The following is a 14,654-nucleotide window of genomic DNA, read 5'->3' as shown; positions in this document are numbered from 1 at the left end:
GATAGAGCTATCATGAGCCGAAAATCCTCTCTTCTCAATTAACACTGTTTTGTCTCAAGGGCGCTGATGTCGGACAGAAATAACCCCTCAAGTACTCCTGTAGACCTTAGCAAAGGGTCATTCATTAATTCTCTTAATTGTGAGTTCTCAAGTAATCTTGCTGAACCAACGTTTCCGTCATATGTCATTCTCACTATATTTATATTTACACCAGAGGCGATCGCCCCCATAAGAAATTGAGGGCTATGAGTAGAGACAAAAATAGCTTTATTTTCTTGTATAGCGGTAGTGGATATTTCTTTACCTAGCTTAAATGCTAGACTGGGGTGTAAAAATGCCTCTGGCTCATCAATTAGAATTGTTTTTTCGAACCCTGCATTTATCTGTATTAAAATACCTGTCAGCGCTTTAATCCCATCACTCATATCTGCGATAGGTTTTGCATTCGCCATGTAGGTTACTGTTTCATCATTCAAATTACGCTCGTCAACAGGTGGACTTTTTCCGAACCTAATTTGGATTAGTCCACCGTCAGTTATATCCAATGCGAAATGAAGATTTGTAGATTCAAGTAAAAATTTAGATATTCTCTGTCTTTTAGCCGATTCCAAAAGAATTTTTGTAAATGCAGACGTAGGTCTAGTTAAATTACCTCTATCTTGGGGTGCGATTAAATTAATACGAGATGCTCCATCAAGCATTAAATAATTATGTTTTGCGTACCACTGTGCAAAATTACTAAAATCATTAGAATCTGATTCATTTATCTTACCTGTAACAGAATAATATTTTTTCTCACTAACCCAAAAATCAGAATTCTTAGCTCTGCATAAAATGTGTTCAGGTACATGATGCTGTCCCAAAGACGGAGTTGCTTTAACATTATTAATAAATTCTTTTGCGTCACCATGTTTAACACTATCAAATATAATTTTATTGAGAATTACATTCGCCTCCGGATTTCCACCAGAACACAAAGAAGATATTTCTCGTAAAATTTGACTTTTACCAGAGTTATTTGGTCCTAAAAATACAGTAATTGATCGATTGCATTTCAATCTTAAAGGATCTGAATTCTCACTAGCTCCAAATTTCAATAAAATTTCAGATATCAACTTTGACCTCACTGTATATTTACTAAATCTAAACTTCATTAAAATGATAATTATTGAAATAACGCCGTTATATCAAGTGATTTCATATTGCATATAAACACATCGAATTTCAAATCCTCATGCCACGAGCCATTAAAATAGACCCAAAATATCTGAACTGTCGAACTCAATCGTTTGCAGGAGATCCCCCCCCCCCCCCCCCCACGGCACCTTCCATTCCACACGTAGTTTAATCATGCTCAGGCAAGCTAATAGCACCTAAGGTTATATTGGGGGCTTATCTTTTTAGGATCCGTACACAAGGGTATAGCTTTGCGTACACTCAGGTCATGGATAATGTATGTGTACATAAGGGTTGATTTATTTATTCGTACACGATACTCATCGGACACAAGCTAATCGTACACCCTTACTGAGGTCGTCATGTCCACAATTCTCTATGCCCGTGTCTCCACGTCTGACCAAAACATAGATCACCAAAAGACCCAAGCAGAGGCCGCTGGCTTTGTCATTGACGAGGTTGTTGCCGATCACGGTGTTTCAGGGATCAGCACAAAGCTATCAGAGAGAACGGAAGGCAAGCGTCTTTATGACAAGCTACGCGCCGGTGATACTCTTGTGGTTCGATGGGTTGACCGTTTGGGTCGTAACTATGCCGATGTCACAGACACCATTCGCCACTTCATGAGGGAAGGCGTCGTGATCCGCACTGTAATCAATAACATGACCTTTGACGGCGCTACGAAAGACCCCATTCAGCAAGCCGTAAGAGACGCGCTGATTGGCTTCATGGCCGCAACCGCACAAGCCCAAGCGGAGGCAACTAAAGAAGCCCAGAAGGCTGGAATTGACGCAGCTAAGTCTGACACCGATAGATACAGGGGCAAGAAGCCCAGCTATGACCGTGAAAAGTACCAAACGGTTATTGATATGCTTTCGACTGAGGCCGGAGCTTCCGTCATATCTAAAGCAACAGGGCTGACAAGACAGACTATACTACGGATTAAGTCCGATCCTGCGGCGGCAGAAGCTGCTTTGGCCAAATGGAATATGTGAGGGATAAACAATGCTGAGAGAGATCATCACATGGGCTGCTTACGGTTATATTGGTTTTGCCGTTTTGGTGGCAGTTTGGGGAATATACAGTGCATTTAGCCTGAAATGACTTAGATTATATTCTGCTTGGACAACAGATATGACGGAATGAGAAAGCCCTGCTTCGGCGGGGCTTCATTGTGTTAATTTGCACTTTGCGTCTTACACAATGCGCCGATCTCCTCTTTTCATAGCCTCGGAGGATAGTGTGCATAAAAAATCTTTTCGTCACCGTAGGGAAACCATAGCTGACTGCGTTTGGCAATTTGCATTTGTAAACATTAGTAATTGTAGTTCCCATACAGAAACCATTGCACATAGAAGTAGTAACTACGTCGTAACCAACTGAATTTGTTGCATTTTATCTCTTGATTACCGCTGTATTTTATTCCTATTTCATAGGACATCAAGCAATCAAGAGGTAAAAAAATGGCACGACAAAGGGGCAATAAGTGGCAAGCAGACGTACGTTTGCAGGACGGAAGCCGCCTACGAAAATCCTTTGAAACACAGGAAGATGCTCTCAGCTGGGAGGCTCAGGTGTCAAATGCTTCAGCGATGGGAAAACCTATCCCCGCTCCGCGAAATATGCACCAATCTAACGGTACGCGTGATCTCACCAATCTCGGCAAACTGTTTGACCACACTTGCAGAACCGAATGGTCAAAGATGAAGGGTGCAAGAACGCTGATCCCGAACGGCAAGACCGTCTGCGACTTCTTCGGACGAAATAGGGATATTAACACCATTACGTCTGCGGATATTGCTGACTTCAAAATACATCTTGCAGACAACGGCCTTTCTACAGCTACGGTGAACCGTAAGGTGGCAGCACTATCGAAAATGTTTTCAGTGGCTCGTGATGCCGGAGCGATTGACGCCGTGCCAGTGATTAAGTGGAACGCAGAGGTGAAAACCCGCTTCCGCTATCTGGACGACCGCGAAGAACGCACTTTGTTGGCTTACTGGCTGGCTTGCGGCTATCAGGACTACCATGACCTCACAGCGCTGCTGATCGACACCGGAGCGCGGTGCTTCTCGGAAATGATACCGGTGCGCTGGGACGCCTTCAGTCCTCGGTTCACGGCAGTCACTTTTTGGGAAACCAAGACGAATAAGCCAAGGACTGTTCCGCTCACTAAGCGTTGCAGGGATATTCTGAATGAAATCCGGCGGCTTGATAAGGAAACCGCAGGGCCATTCACAAGTGTCCACTTGGGCGGAATGCGCAGTCGATGGGATGCCATGCGAACAGCCCTTGGGTTGCACGATGTAACCCCGCATACCCTCAGGCACACTTGCTGTACCCGCTTGGTGCTTGGCGGTGTCGACGTCAAGCGCGTCATGGAGTGGATGGGACACAGCGCCATCGTGACCACTATGCGATATATGCAGATCAAGCCGAATGCTTTGGAGGATGTCTTGCACATTCTCGAAGGAAAGCACTCAGCCCATACCACATACCCAATTTAAGACTTGGAGGCCACCACAGTGGACAGCCTTATCACGCTTGATAAAAACCGCTTCGACGTACATCTCATCGGTATTTCTGATGTTCTACGCGACGCAGCAAGAACCAGTAAAATATCGGCGGACGCATTCAACAATATGGCCGTAATAAATACTGCTATCGAACTACTTGCAGAAACCGCTCTCAATATTGCGCACGGTCAGCCACCACAGAGCTATGATATACGGGTGCGGGTCTGGCAAAGCATTGAAAAGCTGAGAGAATATCATCCGCAAGCACACGTCCATGCGTCCCTATCTGTTTTGCAGCCAGAAACAGCCACAGAGACTCACACAGAGACACCAACAGCCCCCGATGAGGAAACCTCTGCAAAACCTCAGCTGCGTCTCACAGCCCTGATTTGACTGTTTATGCAGATGCATTCCAAGCGGGACTTTCTCTTGGGTTGCGGATGGGAGGAGGGAGTTCTCAGGCGGCCCACCAAATCTGATTTGCTGCCCAAGCGACAATAAGGACGCCCCCTAGAAAGCCCCCTCCCGAAACATGTTATATAGGTTATATAGGGGATGCCCTGTGAGGTGCTGTTTGACAGTGATCTGTAACAGTCCTTGAACGATACTGAAGCTGTGAGCAAGCGGTATAATCCCTCCCTCAGTCCTTCCTTATATAACCCCACATAACAGCACTTCATAATCATTAGTACACGTCAGTCTCGTCGTGCAAAACACCTTGCATAACGGGATTGAGAACTCACAACCTTAATTCAGGATAGATCATGCAGAGCCATATCAACTTTACAGAAGTCACACATATAACAGCCCATACAGACGGCTCATGTGGAGGATGTCACGGCGGCTGGGGAGTCGTTATTAGCTACCACAAAGGTGATGAGCTATTGCACAGCAAGGATATCTCAGACGGTGAAGTTTGGAGTACAAATCAACGCATGGAGCTATCGGCTGCTATTGGCGCTCTGAAGGTGATCTATATTCATGACAATCTACCAGCTGCAACACCTGTTACGATTATCAGCGACAGTGAATACCTCGTGAAAGGAATGACAGAATGGCTGTGCAATTGGAAGCGGAACAATTGGTTCAACTCGGCAAAGAAGCCAGTGAAAAATCCTGATCTATGGCATGAGCTTGATAAATTAGCAGCAGGGAGAGACCTGACATGGCAATGGGTCAGAGGTCACAGTGGTACCGCATTAAATGAACGCGCTGATGCTCTTGCAGCAAATGCACGGAATAAGTTCAATGAGGATTTCATCAACGACAAGATTGCCATGTAGCCCAATAAATCGCGCCTTGTAAGAGACCACAATGGGGCGCGATTCGCACTAAAGCACAAGAATCCCTACGCATAACATTAGCTATAGCTAAAAATTGGTCGGAATGATTGGTCGGAATTGGGTTAAACCCTACGAACAAAACACTCGTAAGACCTTGTAATTATTCAACATTTTATATGGACAAGTTTAATGGTGGAGCCAAGCGGGATCGAACCGCTGACCTCTTGCATGCCATGCAAGCGCTCTCCCAGCTGAGCTATGGCCCCATTACCGATCATGTCTTTGAAACATGCCGACCTGAGTGTCGGTTCCGGTGGTGCGAAGCAGATTATTCTCTGTTCGTGACGGCTACATAAATTGCCTTTCACAGAAGATCAAGAGCAAAAATCAAACTCTTTCAAAGATATCCGTATTATTTATGAAACCCAGAGGAAAAGCGCATTACCCGCACAACAAGGCGGAAAACAAAATGCCCCGCACTGATGTCAGTACGGGGCAATTGTAATTCAACATCGGATAATCGCCGATTAGCTTTCGTCGTCGTCACCAACGCCGCCGCCGCCGCCGAGAAGACCGGACATATCATCATCGTCTTCGTCTTCGTCATCGGTAGTCAGGAACGGATCATCGTCATCGCCGAGATCCACATCATCATCATCCAGATCAGGAATGTCGTCGCCTTTTGCTTCATCATCCGCATCTTCCAGAGATACGAATTCAGGTGCATCCAGTGCTACATCCAGTTCTTCAGTTTCTGCCTCTTCTTCTTCCACGCGCGTATCCACGGTAGTTTGGAAATAAGACAGCGGGTAGGATTTACCTGTATAAGGAGAAACAATCGGGTCCTTATTCAGATCATAAAATTTCTTGCCCGTTTCCGGATCGATACGTTTTGTGCCAAGTTCAGATTTTGCCACGTCAAGCCTCATAAGTTGTGCCGGCTGCGGCATCCGCACATCTCCTGAAACAAGAGATAAAACCGGAAAGCCTTTTCGGTGTTTTTTGGTGCATAAACGGATTTCGATGCCTTTGTCAAAGCTAAAGACACATGTTTTGCTGAATCATGCTGCTTTGCGGTATTTCGTGGCGAAAATACGCCGGTTTTTCTGTACAATGCCGTCAAGGCTTCCGACCACATAAATTCCGCTCAGTTTGCAGGATGACCTGCGGTTAAACCTATGCTAGACCTTTGCCACCTCGATTGACCGCGCTGTCTGAAACGCGCTTAAAGCTTAAAAAACGGCAGCATAAACTGACTGTAATATTATGTCTCACTCTCAAGTTTCCAAACCCGCAACCTCCCGTCGCTCACGCGATCTGAAGGGCGATATCCGTATTCCGGGCGATAAATCGATTTCTCACCGTTCTTTTATGTTCGGCGGCCTTGCATCGGGTGAAACCCGTATTTCCGGCCTGCTGGAAGGCGAAGATATTCTGGCTACGGGCAAAGCCATGCAGGCCATGGGCGCACAAATCCGCAAGGAAGGCGATATCTGGATCATCAACGGCACCGGCAATGGCTGCCTGCTGGAATCAGAAACCCCGCTGGATTTCGGCAATGCCGGTACCGGTGTGCGCCTGACCATGGGTCTGGTCGGCTCCTATGATATGAAAACCTCATTCCTGGGTGACGCATCCCTCACCTCGCGCCCGATGGCACGCGTGCTCAATCCGCTGCGTGAAATGGGCGTACAGGTTGAAGCTGCTGAAGGTGACCGCCTGCCTCTGACATTGCACGGCCCTCGCACCGCCAATCCGATCCGCTACCGCGTACCAATGGCCTCGGCTCAGGTAAAATCAGCTGTTCTGCTTGCGGGTCTCAATACGCCGGGTGTCACCACCGTGATCGAACCGGTCATGACCCGCGATCATACGGAAAAGATGCTGCAGGGCTTTGGTGCCGATCTGAGCGTTGAAACCGACAAAGACGGCGTCCGTCACATCCATATCACCGGACAGGGCAAGCTCACCGGCCAGACCATTGATGTGCCGGGCGATCCGTCCTCAACCGCTTTCCCGCTGGTGGCTGCGCTGATCACAGAAGGTTCGGATCTCATCATCCGCAATGTGCTTATGAACCCGACCCGCACAGGCCTGATCACTACTTTGCAGGAAATGGGTGCCCAGATCGATATTCTCGATCCGCGTCTTGCGGGTGGTGAAGATGTGGCTGACCTGCGCGTACGCTCATCGAAGCTTACAGGCATCACCGTTCCCGTTGACCGTGCACCTTCGATGATCGACGAATATCCGGCTCTGGCCATTGCCGCCGCTTTTGCGGAAGGTGAGACCATTATGGACGGTCTGGATGAGTTACGCGTTAAAGAATCAGATCGTCTTGCGGCCGTTGCCCGTGGCCTTGAGGCCAATGGTGTGGACTGCACAGAAGGCGAAATGTCGCTGACTGTGCGCGGCAATCCGTCCGGCAAGGGCTTTGGCGGCGGTACTGTTGCCACCCACCTCGATCACCGTATTGCCATGAGCTTCCTTGTGCTTGGTCTGGCCTCCCAAAAGCCGGTAACGGTTGATGATGCCACAATGATCGCAACCAGTTTCCCTGAATTCATGGATCTGATGCGTGGTTTGGGTGCTGATATCAGCATGGCCGGAGCCAAATAACAGCAATGCAGGATAAAGCTTTTATCATCGCCATTGACGGGCCTGCAGCTTCCGGAAAAGGGACGCTGGCCCGCAATCTTGCCACGCATTACGGTTTTCATCATCTGGATACCGGCCTCACCTATCGAGCGGTTGCTAAAGCCCTGATTGATCAGGGTTTACCGCTCGATGATGAGGCCATTGCTGCGCGCGCTGCACAGGAACTCGATCTCAAAGGGCTCGATCGCACTGTGCTGTCCGCCCATGATATCGGTGAGGCAGCCTCCAAAGTTGCTATCATGCCGGAAGTGCGCCGTGCTCTCGTGGAAGCCCAGCGCAAATTTGCAGAAAACCTGCCCGGCACGGTGCTGGACGGCCGCGATATCGGCACCGTTGTCTGCCCTGATGCGCCGGTAAAACTCTATATCACCGCTTCTGCGGAAGTGCGTGCAGAGCGCCGTTTTAATGAAATGCGTGCAAAAAACGCTGATGTGGATTATAATGAAGTTCTGGACGATCTGAAGCGCCGTGATGAGCGCGACATGAACCGCTCGGCTTCGCCTTTAAAACCCGCAAGCGATGCGCACTTGATCGATACCAGTAAAATGGATATAGAAGCGGCATTTCTAGAAGCTAAAAAGCTGATAGATGCTGCATTGCGCGCCTGACATTGGCCTGAATTTCAGAAAAATTGTCAAATTGTGCGTCTTTTATATAAAAATTGTCTGTTTTCAGGCCATGCGCCGGATTGTTCTTTTTAAGAACGGCTTGTCTTCAGACTTTCTCGAAACACCAACCCCCGGCGCCGTATCCCGTGAATTTCACGGATACATCAGGAGTCTACATGTCAGATTTTAACCCGACACGCGAAGATTTTGAAGCTCTGCTGGCTGAGTCCTTCGCCAATAATGACCTTGCAGAAGGTTATGTTGTTAAGGGCCGTATTGTTGCCATCGAAAAAGACATGGCAATCATTGATGCAGGTCTCAAAGTTGAAGGCCGCGTGCCGCTGAAGGAATTCGGCGCTAAGGGCAAAGACGGCTCGATGAAGCCGGGCGACGAAGTAGAAGTTTACGTTGAGCGTATTGAAAACGCGCTTGGCGAAGCTGTTCTGTCGCGCGAAAAAGCTCGCCGCGAAGAAAGCTGGGTTCGCCTCGAAGAGAAATTCGGCAAAGGTGAGCGTGTTGATGGCGTTATCTTCAATCAGGTTAAGGGTGGTTTCACCGTTGATCTCGATGGTGCCGTTGCGTTCCTGCCACGTTCACAGGTTGACATTCGTCCGATCCGCGACGTTACACCTCTGATGCACAACCCGCAGCCGTTTGAAATCCTGAAAATGGACAAGCGTCGCGGCAACATCGTTGTGTCCCGCCGTACCGTTCTGGAAGAATCCCGTGCGGAACAGCGTTCTGAAATCGTTCAGAACCTTGAAGAAGGTCAGGTTGTTGACGGCGTTGTCAAGAACATCACCGATTACGGTGCGTTCGTTGACCTCGGCGGCATCGACGGCCTGCTGCACGTTACCGACATGGCATGGCGCCGTGTAAACCATCCTTCCGAAATCCTGACTATCGGTCAGCAGGTTAAGGTTCAGATCATCCGCATCAACCAGGATACACATCGTATTTCCCTGGGCATGAAGCAGCTGGAAAATGATCCTTGGGATGGCATCGGTGCGAAATATCCGATCGGCAAAAAGATCACCGGTAACGTAACCAACATCACTGACTACGGTGCATTTGTTGAAATCGAACCAGGTATCGAAGGTCTGATCCACGTTTCCGAAATGTCCTGGACAAAGAAGAACGTACATCCGGGTAAAATCCTGTCGACCTCTCAGGAAGTCGAAGTTGTTGTGCTCGAAGTGGATCCGGTCAAGCGCCGCATTTCGCTCGGTCTCAAGCAGACCCTCGACAACCCATGGACAACCTTTGCTCAGAAATACCCAGCCAACAGCGTTGTTGAAGGCGAAGTCAAGAACAAGACCGAATTCGGCCTGTTCATTGGTCTCGACGGCGATGTAGACGGCATGGTTCACCTGTCGGATCTCGACTGGAACCGTCCGGGCGAACAGGTTATCGAAGAGTTCAACAAAGGTGACGTTGTTAAGGCAGTCGTTCTCGATGTAGACATCGAAAAAGAACGTATCTCCCTCGGCATCAAGCAGCTGACCGGCGACAGCGTTGGTGAAGCAGCTTCTTCCGGCGACCTGCGCAAAAACGCAGTTGTTTCCTGTGAAGTAACCGGCATCACCGATGGCGGCATCGAAGTTAAACTGGTTGATCACGACATCGAAAGCTTCATCAAGCGTTCGGATCTGTCCCGTGACCGTGACGAGCAGCGCCCAGAGCGTTTCTCCGTTGGCCAGAAAGTTGACGCACGCGTCATCTCCTTCGACAAGAAAACCCGCAAGCTGCAGGTTTCCATCAAGGCTCTCGAAATTGCTGAAGAAAAAGAAGCAGTTGCTCAGTACGGTTCCGCAGACAGCGGCGCATCGCTCGGCGACATTCTTGCTGCAGCAATGAAGAAGTCCGAAAACAACTAATATGGATTAAGCAGGACTTATCTTTGTGATCTGAGTCCTGTTTCATTCCAGAGTTGAAATCCCCCGCCGGAGCAATCCGGCGGGGGATTTTTTATTTAAATAATCAAAATACAAATCAACAATATAATTATAATAATAAATTTAAAATAATTTATAAATTAAATAAATCATTTCACATGTCTTTTAACTTGAGATAATATACTTATCGTAATGCAATATATATTTAATTTATACATTAATTTTAAAAAATAAACTTCAACGAAAGGAAACACCATGGCAAAAGGGACATTTTTAAACGTCTTGCCATATGTCTTCGAAGAAGAGGGAGGATATGTTAATCATCCGGCAGATCCGGGTGGCCACACCAATATGGGGATTACTCTGGCTACCTTATCAGCATGGATGGGAACAAAGGCATCTGCTGCCGATATCCGCAATCTCAGTCAGAAGACAGCAGCCGACATTTATAAGAAAAATTATTGGGACAAAATCGCCGGTGATGTGCTGCCCGCCGGTATCGACTATGCAGTATTTGATTTTGCCATTAATTCCGGCCCTGCCCGCGCCGCGAAAGCCCTGCAGAAAATCGCCGGAACCACACAGGACGGGATTATCGGCGATCAGACCCTCAGCGCACTCAATCTTCGTGACCCTGCTTCTGTCATTAATAATCTCTGTGACCTGCGACAGAACTGGCTGCAAACTCTCTCCGCCTTCAAAACCTTTGGCAAAGGCTGGACAGCCCGGATTAAACGCGTACGCAGCCGCTCCCTCGCGCTGGTTAAAGAGAATTCCGGCCAACCCAAGAAAACAAAACCAAACCAGCCGCGGGAAACGAAAATCTCGATTCCTCAAATCCTCAAAAAACCGGAAACACTGGCACCACTCAGCGGTGTGCTCACCGGCATCACCGCTATGGCCTCCGGCAATGGCCCTGTTCAGATTGCCGTTGCGGTTATTCTGGTCGTTCTGACAATTGCTGTTCTGTGGCATTTCCTCAACCGCAGAAAGAACTGAAAATATAAAGTGCATCCCGAAAAGCGGGAACCGGTTTTCGGGATGCACGAGCGAAGAAACAGAGCATTTCCAATGATTCAAGATAAACCGGAAATGCTCTATTGCCCGTCCGTTTAAAAGCGGGCGGGCAATATGCGTTTAAGCATTTGATACAAAAATCAGGCCACGCCCAGCAGAGCAATCAGTGACAGGCTGATTGCTCCCAAAGCCAGCAGGGAGAAGACAGCGGTCAGCGTGACGCGACCACCGGCCTTCATCACCGTACGCACATCCACACCAAGTCCGAGACCAGCCATTGCAATCACTGTCAGGGCTGTACTTGCCTCATGCAGCGGTGGCAGCACCGCTTGCGGGATCAGTGACAGGCTGCGCAGCGCCATCATGCCCAGAAAGCCGAGAATAAACCACGGCACCATCTGCGACAGTTTCGGGCGGGCACCGCCTGATTTCGCACCAATAACACCGATTGTCACAATAACCGGCCCCAGCATCAGCACACGTACAAGTTTGACCAATGTGCCGATCTGCACGCTCAGTGCAGCCACAGGGGCTGTTGCTGCCAAGACCTGCGGCACAGCATAGACGGTCAGGCCAGCCAGAATACCATATTGTGCAGCCGACATATTCAGCAGCGGCACCAGTAGCGGCAGGCAGAGTACCACCACAACGCCCAGAACCGCAGTAAAGGCAATTGACGAAGCCACATCATCACTGCTGGCACCGATAACCGGCGCTGTGGCCGCAATTGCTGAGTTACCGCAAATGGAGTTGCCGCAAGCCACCAGCACTGCCATACGATGCGACAGGCGCATTAACCGGCCGATAGAATAGCTGATACCAATCGACAGCATCACAACACCGGCAATACCACCGATCAAAGCTGGTCCTGCCTGCATCACCGCTTCCGCACTGATCGATGCGCCGAGCAGCACAATCGCAATTTCCAGAACCATTTTGGATGAAAACTGGATACCCGCATGATACCGGCCAGACAGGCTGAACAATGAACGTACCGCTGCACCGATCAGAATGGCCAGCACGATTGATTCCAGCCATGCCCGCCCGAAATAATGCGCCTCGATATATTCCAGAGCATAAGCTGCGATACTCACCAGCAAACAGAGAATAAGTCCGGGTAAAATACGGGAGAAATTAGAACGAATAGTGTGCGGCATGACTGCATTTCCGATAATTTTTCCAATTCTATCGCTTATTTCAACCATTCATTCCATTTGAAAATATGTTATATTTCATTCATTAAAATCGAATGATTGATCGCTATGACCCTTGAACAATTACGGATATTCTCAGAAGTCGCCCGCCAGCAGCATCTGACCCGTGCGGCAGAAACCCTGCATCTGACCCCTTCAGCGGTCAGTGCGGCGATCAAAACACTGGAAGAGCGCTATGCCACCCAATTGTTCAACCGGATCGGTCGAAGAATTGAGCTGAATGAGACGGGTCGCATCTTTTTGCATGAGGCTGAAGCTGTGCTTGCCCGTGCGCAGGCCGCAGAACTGACACTCAGCGAGATAACCGGTCTGCAACGGGGCAGTCTGCATATTTATGCCAGCCAGACGATTGCCAGCTACTGGCTGCCACCGGTTTTGGCGCGGTTTCACACCACCTATCCGATGATTGACCTGAAACTTTCTATCGGCAACAGCGAGCAGGTTGTTGAGGCGTTACGGGAGGGGCTGGCGGATACAGGTTTTATTGAAGGCGAAACGGACAATCCGTTTCTGCATAAAGAATCGGTGGCCACAGATCAGCTGATTACTGTTGTCCGCCCGCAGCATCCGTGGGCGGAACGTACGGCACTGCCAACCACAATCTTGCCGGAGAGTTTCTGGATTTTACGTGAGCAAGGCTCCGGTACGCGTGCGGCTTTTGAAACCTATTTACGCGATCAGGCTTTTGATCCCGCACACCTGCCGCTCGCACTGGAGTTACCGTCCAATGAGGCCATATGCTCGGCTCTGATCGCGGGGGATTATGCCACTGTGCTTTCTGCGCTCGCAGCCCGTCCGCATCTTGCAGCAGGCACATTGAAACAGGTGCCGTTTACTTTACCGCCGCGGCAATTCTGGCTTCTGAACCACCGTGAGCGCTACCAGAGCCACGCCTTTAAAGCGCTTTATGCGATGGTCAAAGAAACTAGATAACAATCAGCGAATGGCTTTAACCAGCGCCTTATCTGGAAAACAGGTAGCAGGCTGACCATTTTTCTCCTGCCAGATACCGATGGAGCGACGGGTTTTAAATCCGGCCAGTCCATCCGGCTTGCCGACATCATAGCCCTGCTTTTGCAGTCGCTTCTGCATGGTAGCGACATCGGAGCGATAAAGACCACCGACATCGCCCCAGCCTTGCTGAAAACCACCGGCACCATAACTCATCCGGTCAGAGACATGGCCGATGAACAGCGCATAGAGATCGCTCATATTATAGTTTTTCAACACGTAGAAATTCGGCGTGACAATAAATGCAGGCCCGTGACGACCGGCAGGCATCAGCAGAAAACCTTCCTGTCCCATCTCCTGCGCAGGGAAAGCTTTGCCATTAACGCGGGTGATACCAAGTGCCGTCCAGTCTTTGAAGCTCTTACCCTGATCCGGCCCCTCCAGTGAGCAGGAGACATTTTGCGGTACATTGACCTCAAAGCCCCAGTCGCGACCTTTCTGCCAGCCGAAATGCTGCAAATAGGCAGCAATAGACGCCAGTGTGTCCGGCACAGAATTCCAGATATCCCGACGCCCGTCACCGTCATAATCAACGGCATGTTTTAAATAGGAAGTCGGCATAAATTGCGGCTGTCCCAGCGCACCAGCCCAAGAGCTTTTCAGATGCGCACTATCCATATAGCCTTTTTGCACGATTTCGAGCGCGGCCAGCAATTCTGCGCGGAACATATCCTTACGTGTGGCCATGAAAGCCTTGGTCGCCAGCACTTCAAAACCGTTATAAGGGATTTTCACCGTGCCGAAAGCGGATTCACGTCCCCAGACAGCAACAACAATACCGGCAGGCACACCGAAGTCGCGTTCGATTTTCGTCAGCAGGCTCTTATGCGCATTGAGCTTCGCCTTGCCATTGCTGACAACGGAATCAACGGTGCCTTTGCGGAAATAATTGGCTGGGGAGCCGAATTCAGATTGTGTCTGCTGTTTGGGTGTTTGCGGCTTGGTGCCGGGCGGCACCAGATCCGGTAGCTTCCAGTTTAGCTGCACACCGGATAAAGACTGATTGAACATGCTGCGGCTGATGCCGCGCTGTTGCGCCTGCGGCCACAGATCATTCTCCAGCCATTGCTGAAAGGCAGCATTGGTTTTGGATTGGAGTGCAGCAGAATAAGTCTGCGCCTGCGCTGCCGGTACGCTGAGAGGCACTACCGCACCAAACAAGCTGAGCGCCACCAGAGCCTGACGGAGGAAAGTCTTCTGCATGGCTGCTCCTGTTTGTGAAATTACCTAGACCCTGAATAAAAAATTGGCTGGTCGCAAGCGAAAATGGTGATTT

13 protein-coding genes and 1 tRNA gene are annotated in these 14,654 nt (G+C 49.4%); 9 read left to right on the top strand and 5 right to left on the bottom strand.

All coding sequences use genetic code 11. The annotated features are described in order from the left end of the window. Positions 1-38: 38 nt before the first annotated feature. Entirely contained in the window at positions 39-1,115 is a 1,077-nt protein-coding gene (locus HBA93_RS09075; protein ID WP_221723041.1) for an AAA family ATPase, read from the bottom strand. Positions 1,116-1,538: 423 nt separating this feature from the next. On the opposite strand from HBA93_RS09075, the gene HBA93_RS09070 reads away from it, so the two are divergent. From HBA93_RS09070 to HBA93_RS09055, 4 genes are all read left to right on the top strand, one after another. Next, the gene (locus tag HBA93_RS09070; protein WP_221723040.1) at positions 1,539-2,171 is read left to right on the top strand and encodes a recombinase family protein; all 633 of its coding nucleotides are present in this window, start codon (positions 1,539-1,541) and stop codon (positions 2,169-2,171) included. A gap of 468 nt (positions 2,172-2,639) precedes the next feature. Beyond that, positions 2,640-3,683: a tyrosine-type recombinase/integrase gene (locus tag HBA93_RS09065; protein WP_221723039.1), complete on the top strand. Its 1,044-nt coding sequence runs from the start codon at positions 2,640-2,642 to the stop codon at positions 3,681-3,683. 18 nt (positions 3,684-3,701) lie between these two features. After that, on the top strand, positions 3,702-4,085 hold the full coding sequence (locus tag HBA93_RS09060; protein WP_221723038.1) for a hypothetical protein: 384 nt from the start codon (positions 3,702-3,704) through the stop codon (positions 4,083-4,085). A 371-nt stretch (positions 4,086-4,456) separates the two neighbouring features. Beyond that, on the top strand, positions 4,457-4,975 hold the full coding sequence (locus HBA93_RS09055) for a ribonuclease H family protein (RefSeq protein ID WP_221723037.1): 519 nt from the start codon (positions 4,457-4,459) through the stop codon (positions 4,973-4,975). A gap of 190 nt (positions 4,976-5,165) precedes the next feature. Here HBA93_RS09055 and HBA93_RS09050 read toward each other — a convergent pair. Together HBA93_RS09050 and HBA93_RS09045 are read right to left on the bottom strand one after the other, a co-directional pair. Continuing rightward, positions 5,166-5,241 (bottom strand) — tRNA-Ala (locus tag HBA93_RS09050). Between the two features lie 261 nt (positions 5,242-5,502). After that, positions 5,503-5,892, bottom strand: a complete 390-nt coding sequence (locus tag HBA93_RS09045) for a TIGR02300 family protein (RefSeq protein ID WP_121992285.1) — start codon at positions 5,890-5,892, stop codon at positions 5,503-5,505. Positions 5,893-6,241: 349 nt separating this feature from the next. Here HBA93_RS09045 and aroA point away from each other — a divergent pair, with 349 nt between their 5' ends. From aroA to HBA93_RS09025, 4 genes are all read left to right on the top strand, one after another. Then, positions 6,242-7,594 (top strand): 3-phosphoshikimate 1-carboxyvinyltransferase, encoded by a 1,353-nt coding sequence (gene aroA, locus HBA93_RS09040; protein ID WP_122093307.1) that lies wholly within the window; start codon positions 6,242-6,244, stop codon positions 7,592-7,594. 5 nt (positions 7,595-7,599) lie between these two features. After that, positions 7,600-8,241: a (d)CMP kinase gene (gene cmk / locus HBA93_RS09035; RefSeq protein WP_221723036.1), complete on the top strand. Its 642-nt coding sequence runs from the start codon at positions 7,600-7,602 to the stop codon at positions 8,239-8,241. Between the two features lie 176 nt (positions 8,242-8,417). Continuing rightward, entirely contained in the window at positions 8,418-10,118 is a 1,701-nt protein-coding gene (gene rpsA, locus HBA93_RS09030; protein ID WP_022710244.1) for a 30S ribosomal protein S1, read from the top strand. Between the two features lie 273 nt (positions 10,119-10,391). Further along, positions 10,392-11,135 carry a glycoside hydrolase family 108 protein gene (locus HBA93_RS09025; protein WP_221723035.1) on the top strand — a complete coding sequence of 248 codons (744 nt, stop codon included), beginning with the start codon at positions 10,392-10,394 and terminating at the stop codon, positions 11,133-11,135. A gap of 158 nt (positions 11,136-11,293) precedes the next feature. On the opposite strand, the gene HBA93_RS09020 is transcribed toward HBA93_RS09025, so the two are convergent. Continuing rightward, positions 11,294-12,310 (bottom strand): YeiH family protein, encoded by a 1,017-nt coding sequence (locus HBA93_RS09020; RefSeq protein WP_221723034.1) that lies wholly within the window; start codon positions 12,308-12,310, stop codon positions 11,294-11,296. Between the two features lie 105 nt (positions 12,311-12,415). On the opposite strand from HBA93_RS09020, the gene HBA93_RS09015 reads away from it, so the two are divergent. Beyond that, entirely contained in the window at positions 12,416-13,300 is an 885-nt protein-coding gene (locus HBA93_RS09015) for a LysR family transcriptional regulator (RefSeq protein ID WP_221723033.1), read from the top strand. A 3-nt stretch (positions 13,301-13,303) separates the two neighbouring features. On the opposite strand, the gene HBA93_RS09010 is transcribed toward HBA93_RS09015, so the two are convergent. Further along, on the bottom strand, positions 13,304-14,581 hold the full coding sequence (locus tag HBA93_RS09010) for a lytic murein transglycosylase (RefSeq protein ID WP_221723032.1): 1,278 nt from the start codon (positions 14,579-14,581) through the stop codon (positions 13,304-13,306). Between the last annotated feature and the right edge of the window lie 73 nt (positions 14,582-14,654).

The organism is Ochrobactrum sp. SFR4 (assembly GCF_019730395.1).
Taxonomy (GTDB): domain Bacteria; phylum Pseudomonadota; class Alphaproteobacteria; order Rhizobiales; family Rhizobiaceae; genus Pseudochrobactrum.
The sequence above is the reverse complement of the archived record's forward strand: the minus strand, read 5'-3'. Positions and strand labels throughout refer to the sequence as shown.

Coding starts and splice junctions, on each gene's coding strand:
- HBA93_RS09070 (WP_221723040.1), top strand. CDS start 1,539: ATGTCCACAATTCTCTATGCCCGTGTCTCCACGTCTGACCAAAACATA.
- HBA93_RS09025 (WP_221723035.1), top strand. CDS start 10,392: ATGGCAAAAGGGACATTTTTAAACGTCTTGCCATATGTCTTCGAAGAA.
- HBA93_RS09065 (WP_221723039.1), top strand. CDS start 2,640: ATGGCACGACAAAGGGGCAATAAGTGGCAAGCAGACGTACGTTTGCAG.
- HBA93_RS09010 (WP_221723032.1), bottom strand. CDS start 14,581: ATGCAGAAGACTTTCCTCCGTCAGGCTCTGGTGGCGCTCAGCTTGTTT.
- rpsA (WP_022710244.1), top strand. CDS start 8,418: ATGTCAGATTTTAACCCGACACGCGAAGATTTTGAAGCTCTGCTGGCT.
- aroA (WP_122093307.1), top strand. CDS start 6,242: ATGTCTCACTCTCAAGTTTCCAAACCCGCAACCTCCCGTCGCTCACGC.
- HBA93_RS09055 (WP_221723037.1), top strand. CDS start 4,457: ATGCAGAGCCATATCAACTTTACAGAAGTCACACATATAACAGCCCAT.
- cmk (WP_221723036.1), top strand. CDS start 7,600: ATGCAGGATAAAGCTTTTATCATCGCCATTGACGGGCCTGCAGCTTCC.
- HBA93_RS09015 (WP_221723033.1), top strand. CDS start 12,416: ATGACCCTTGAACAATTACGGATATTCTCAGAAGTCGCCCGCCAGCAG.
- HBA93_RS09020 (WP_221723034.1), bottom strand. CDS start 12,310: ATGCCGCACACTATTCGTTCTAATTTCTCCCGTATTTTACCCGGACTT.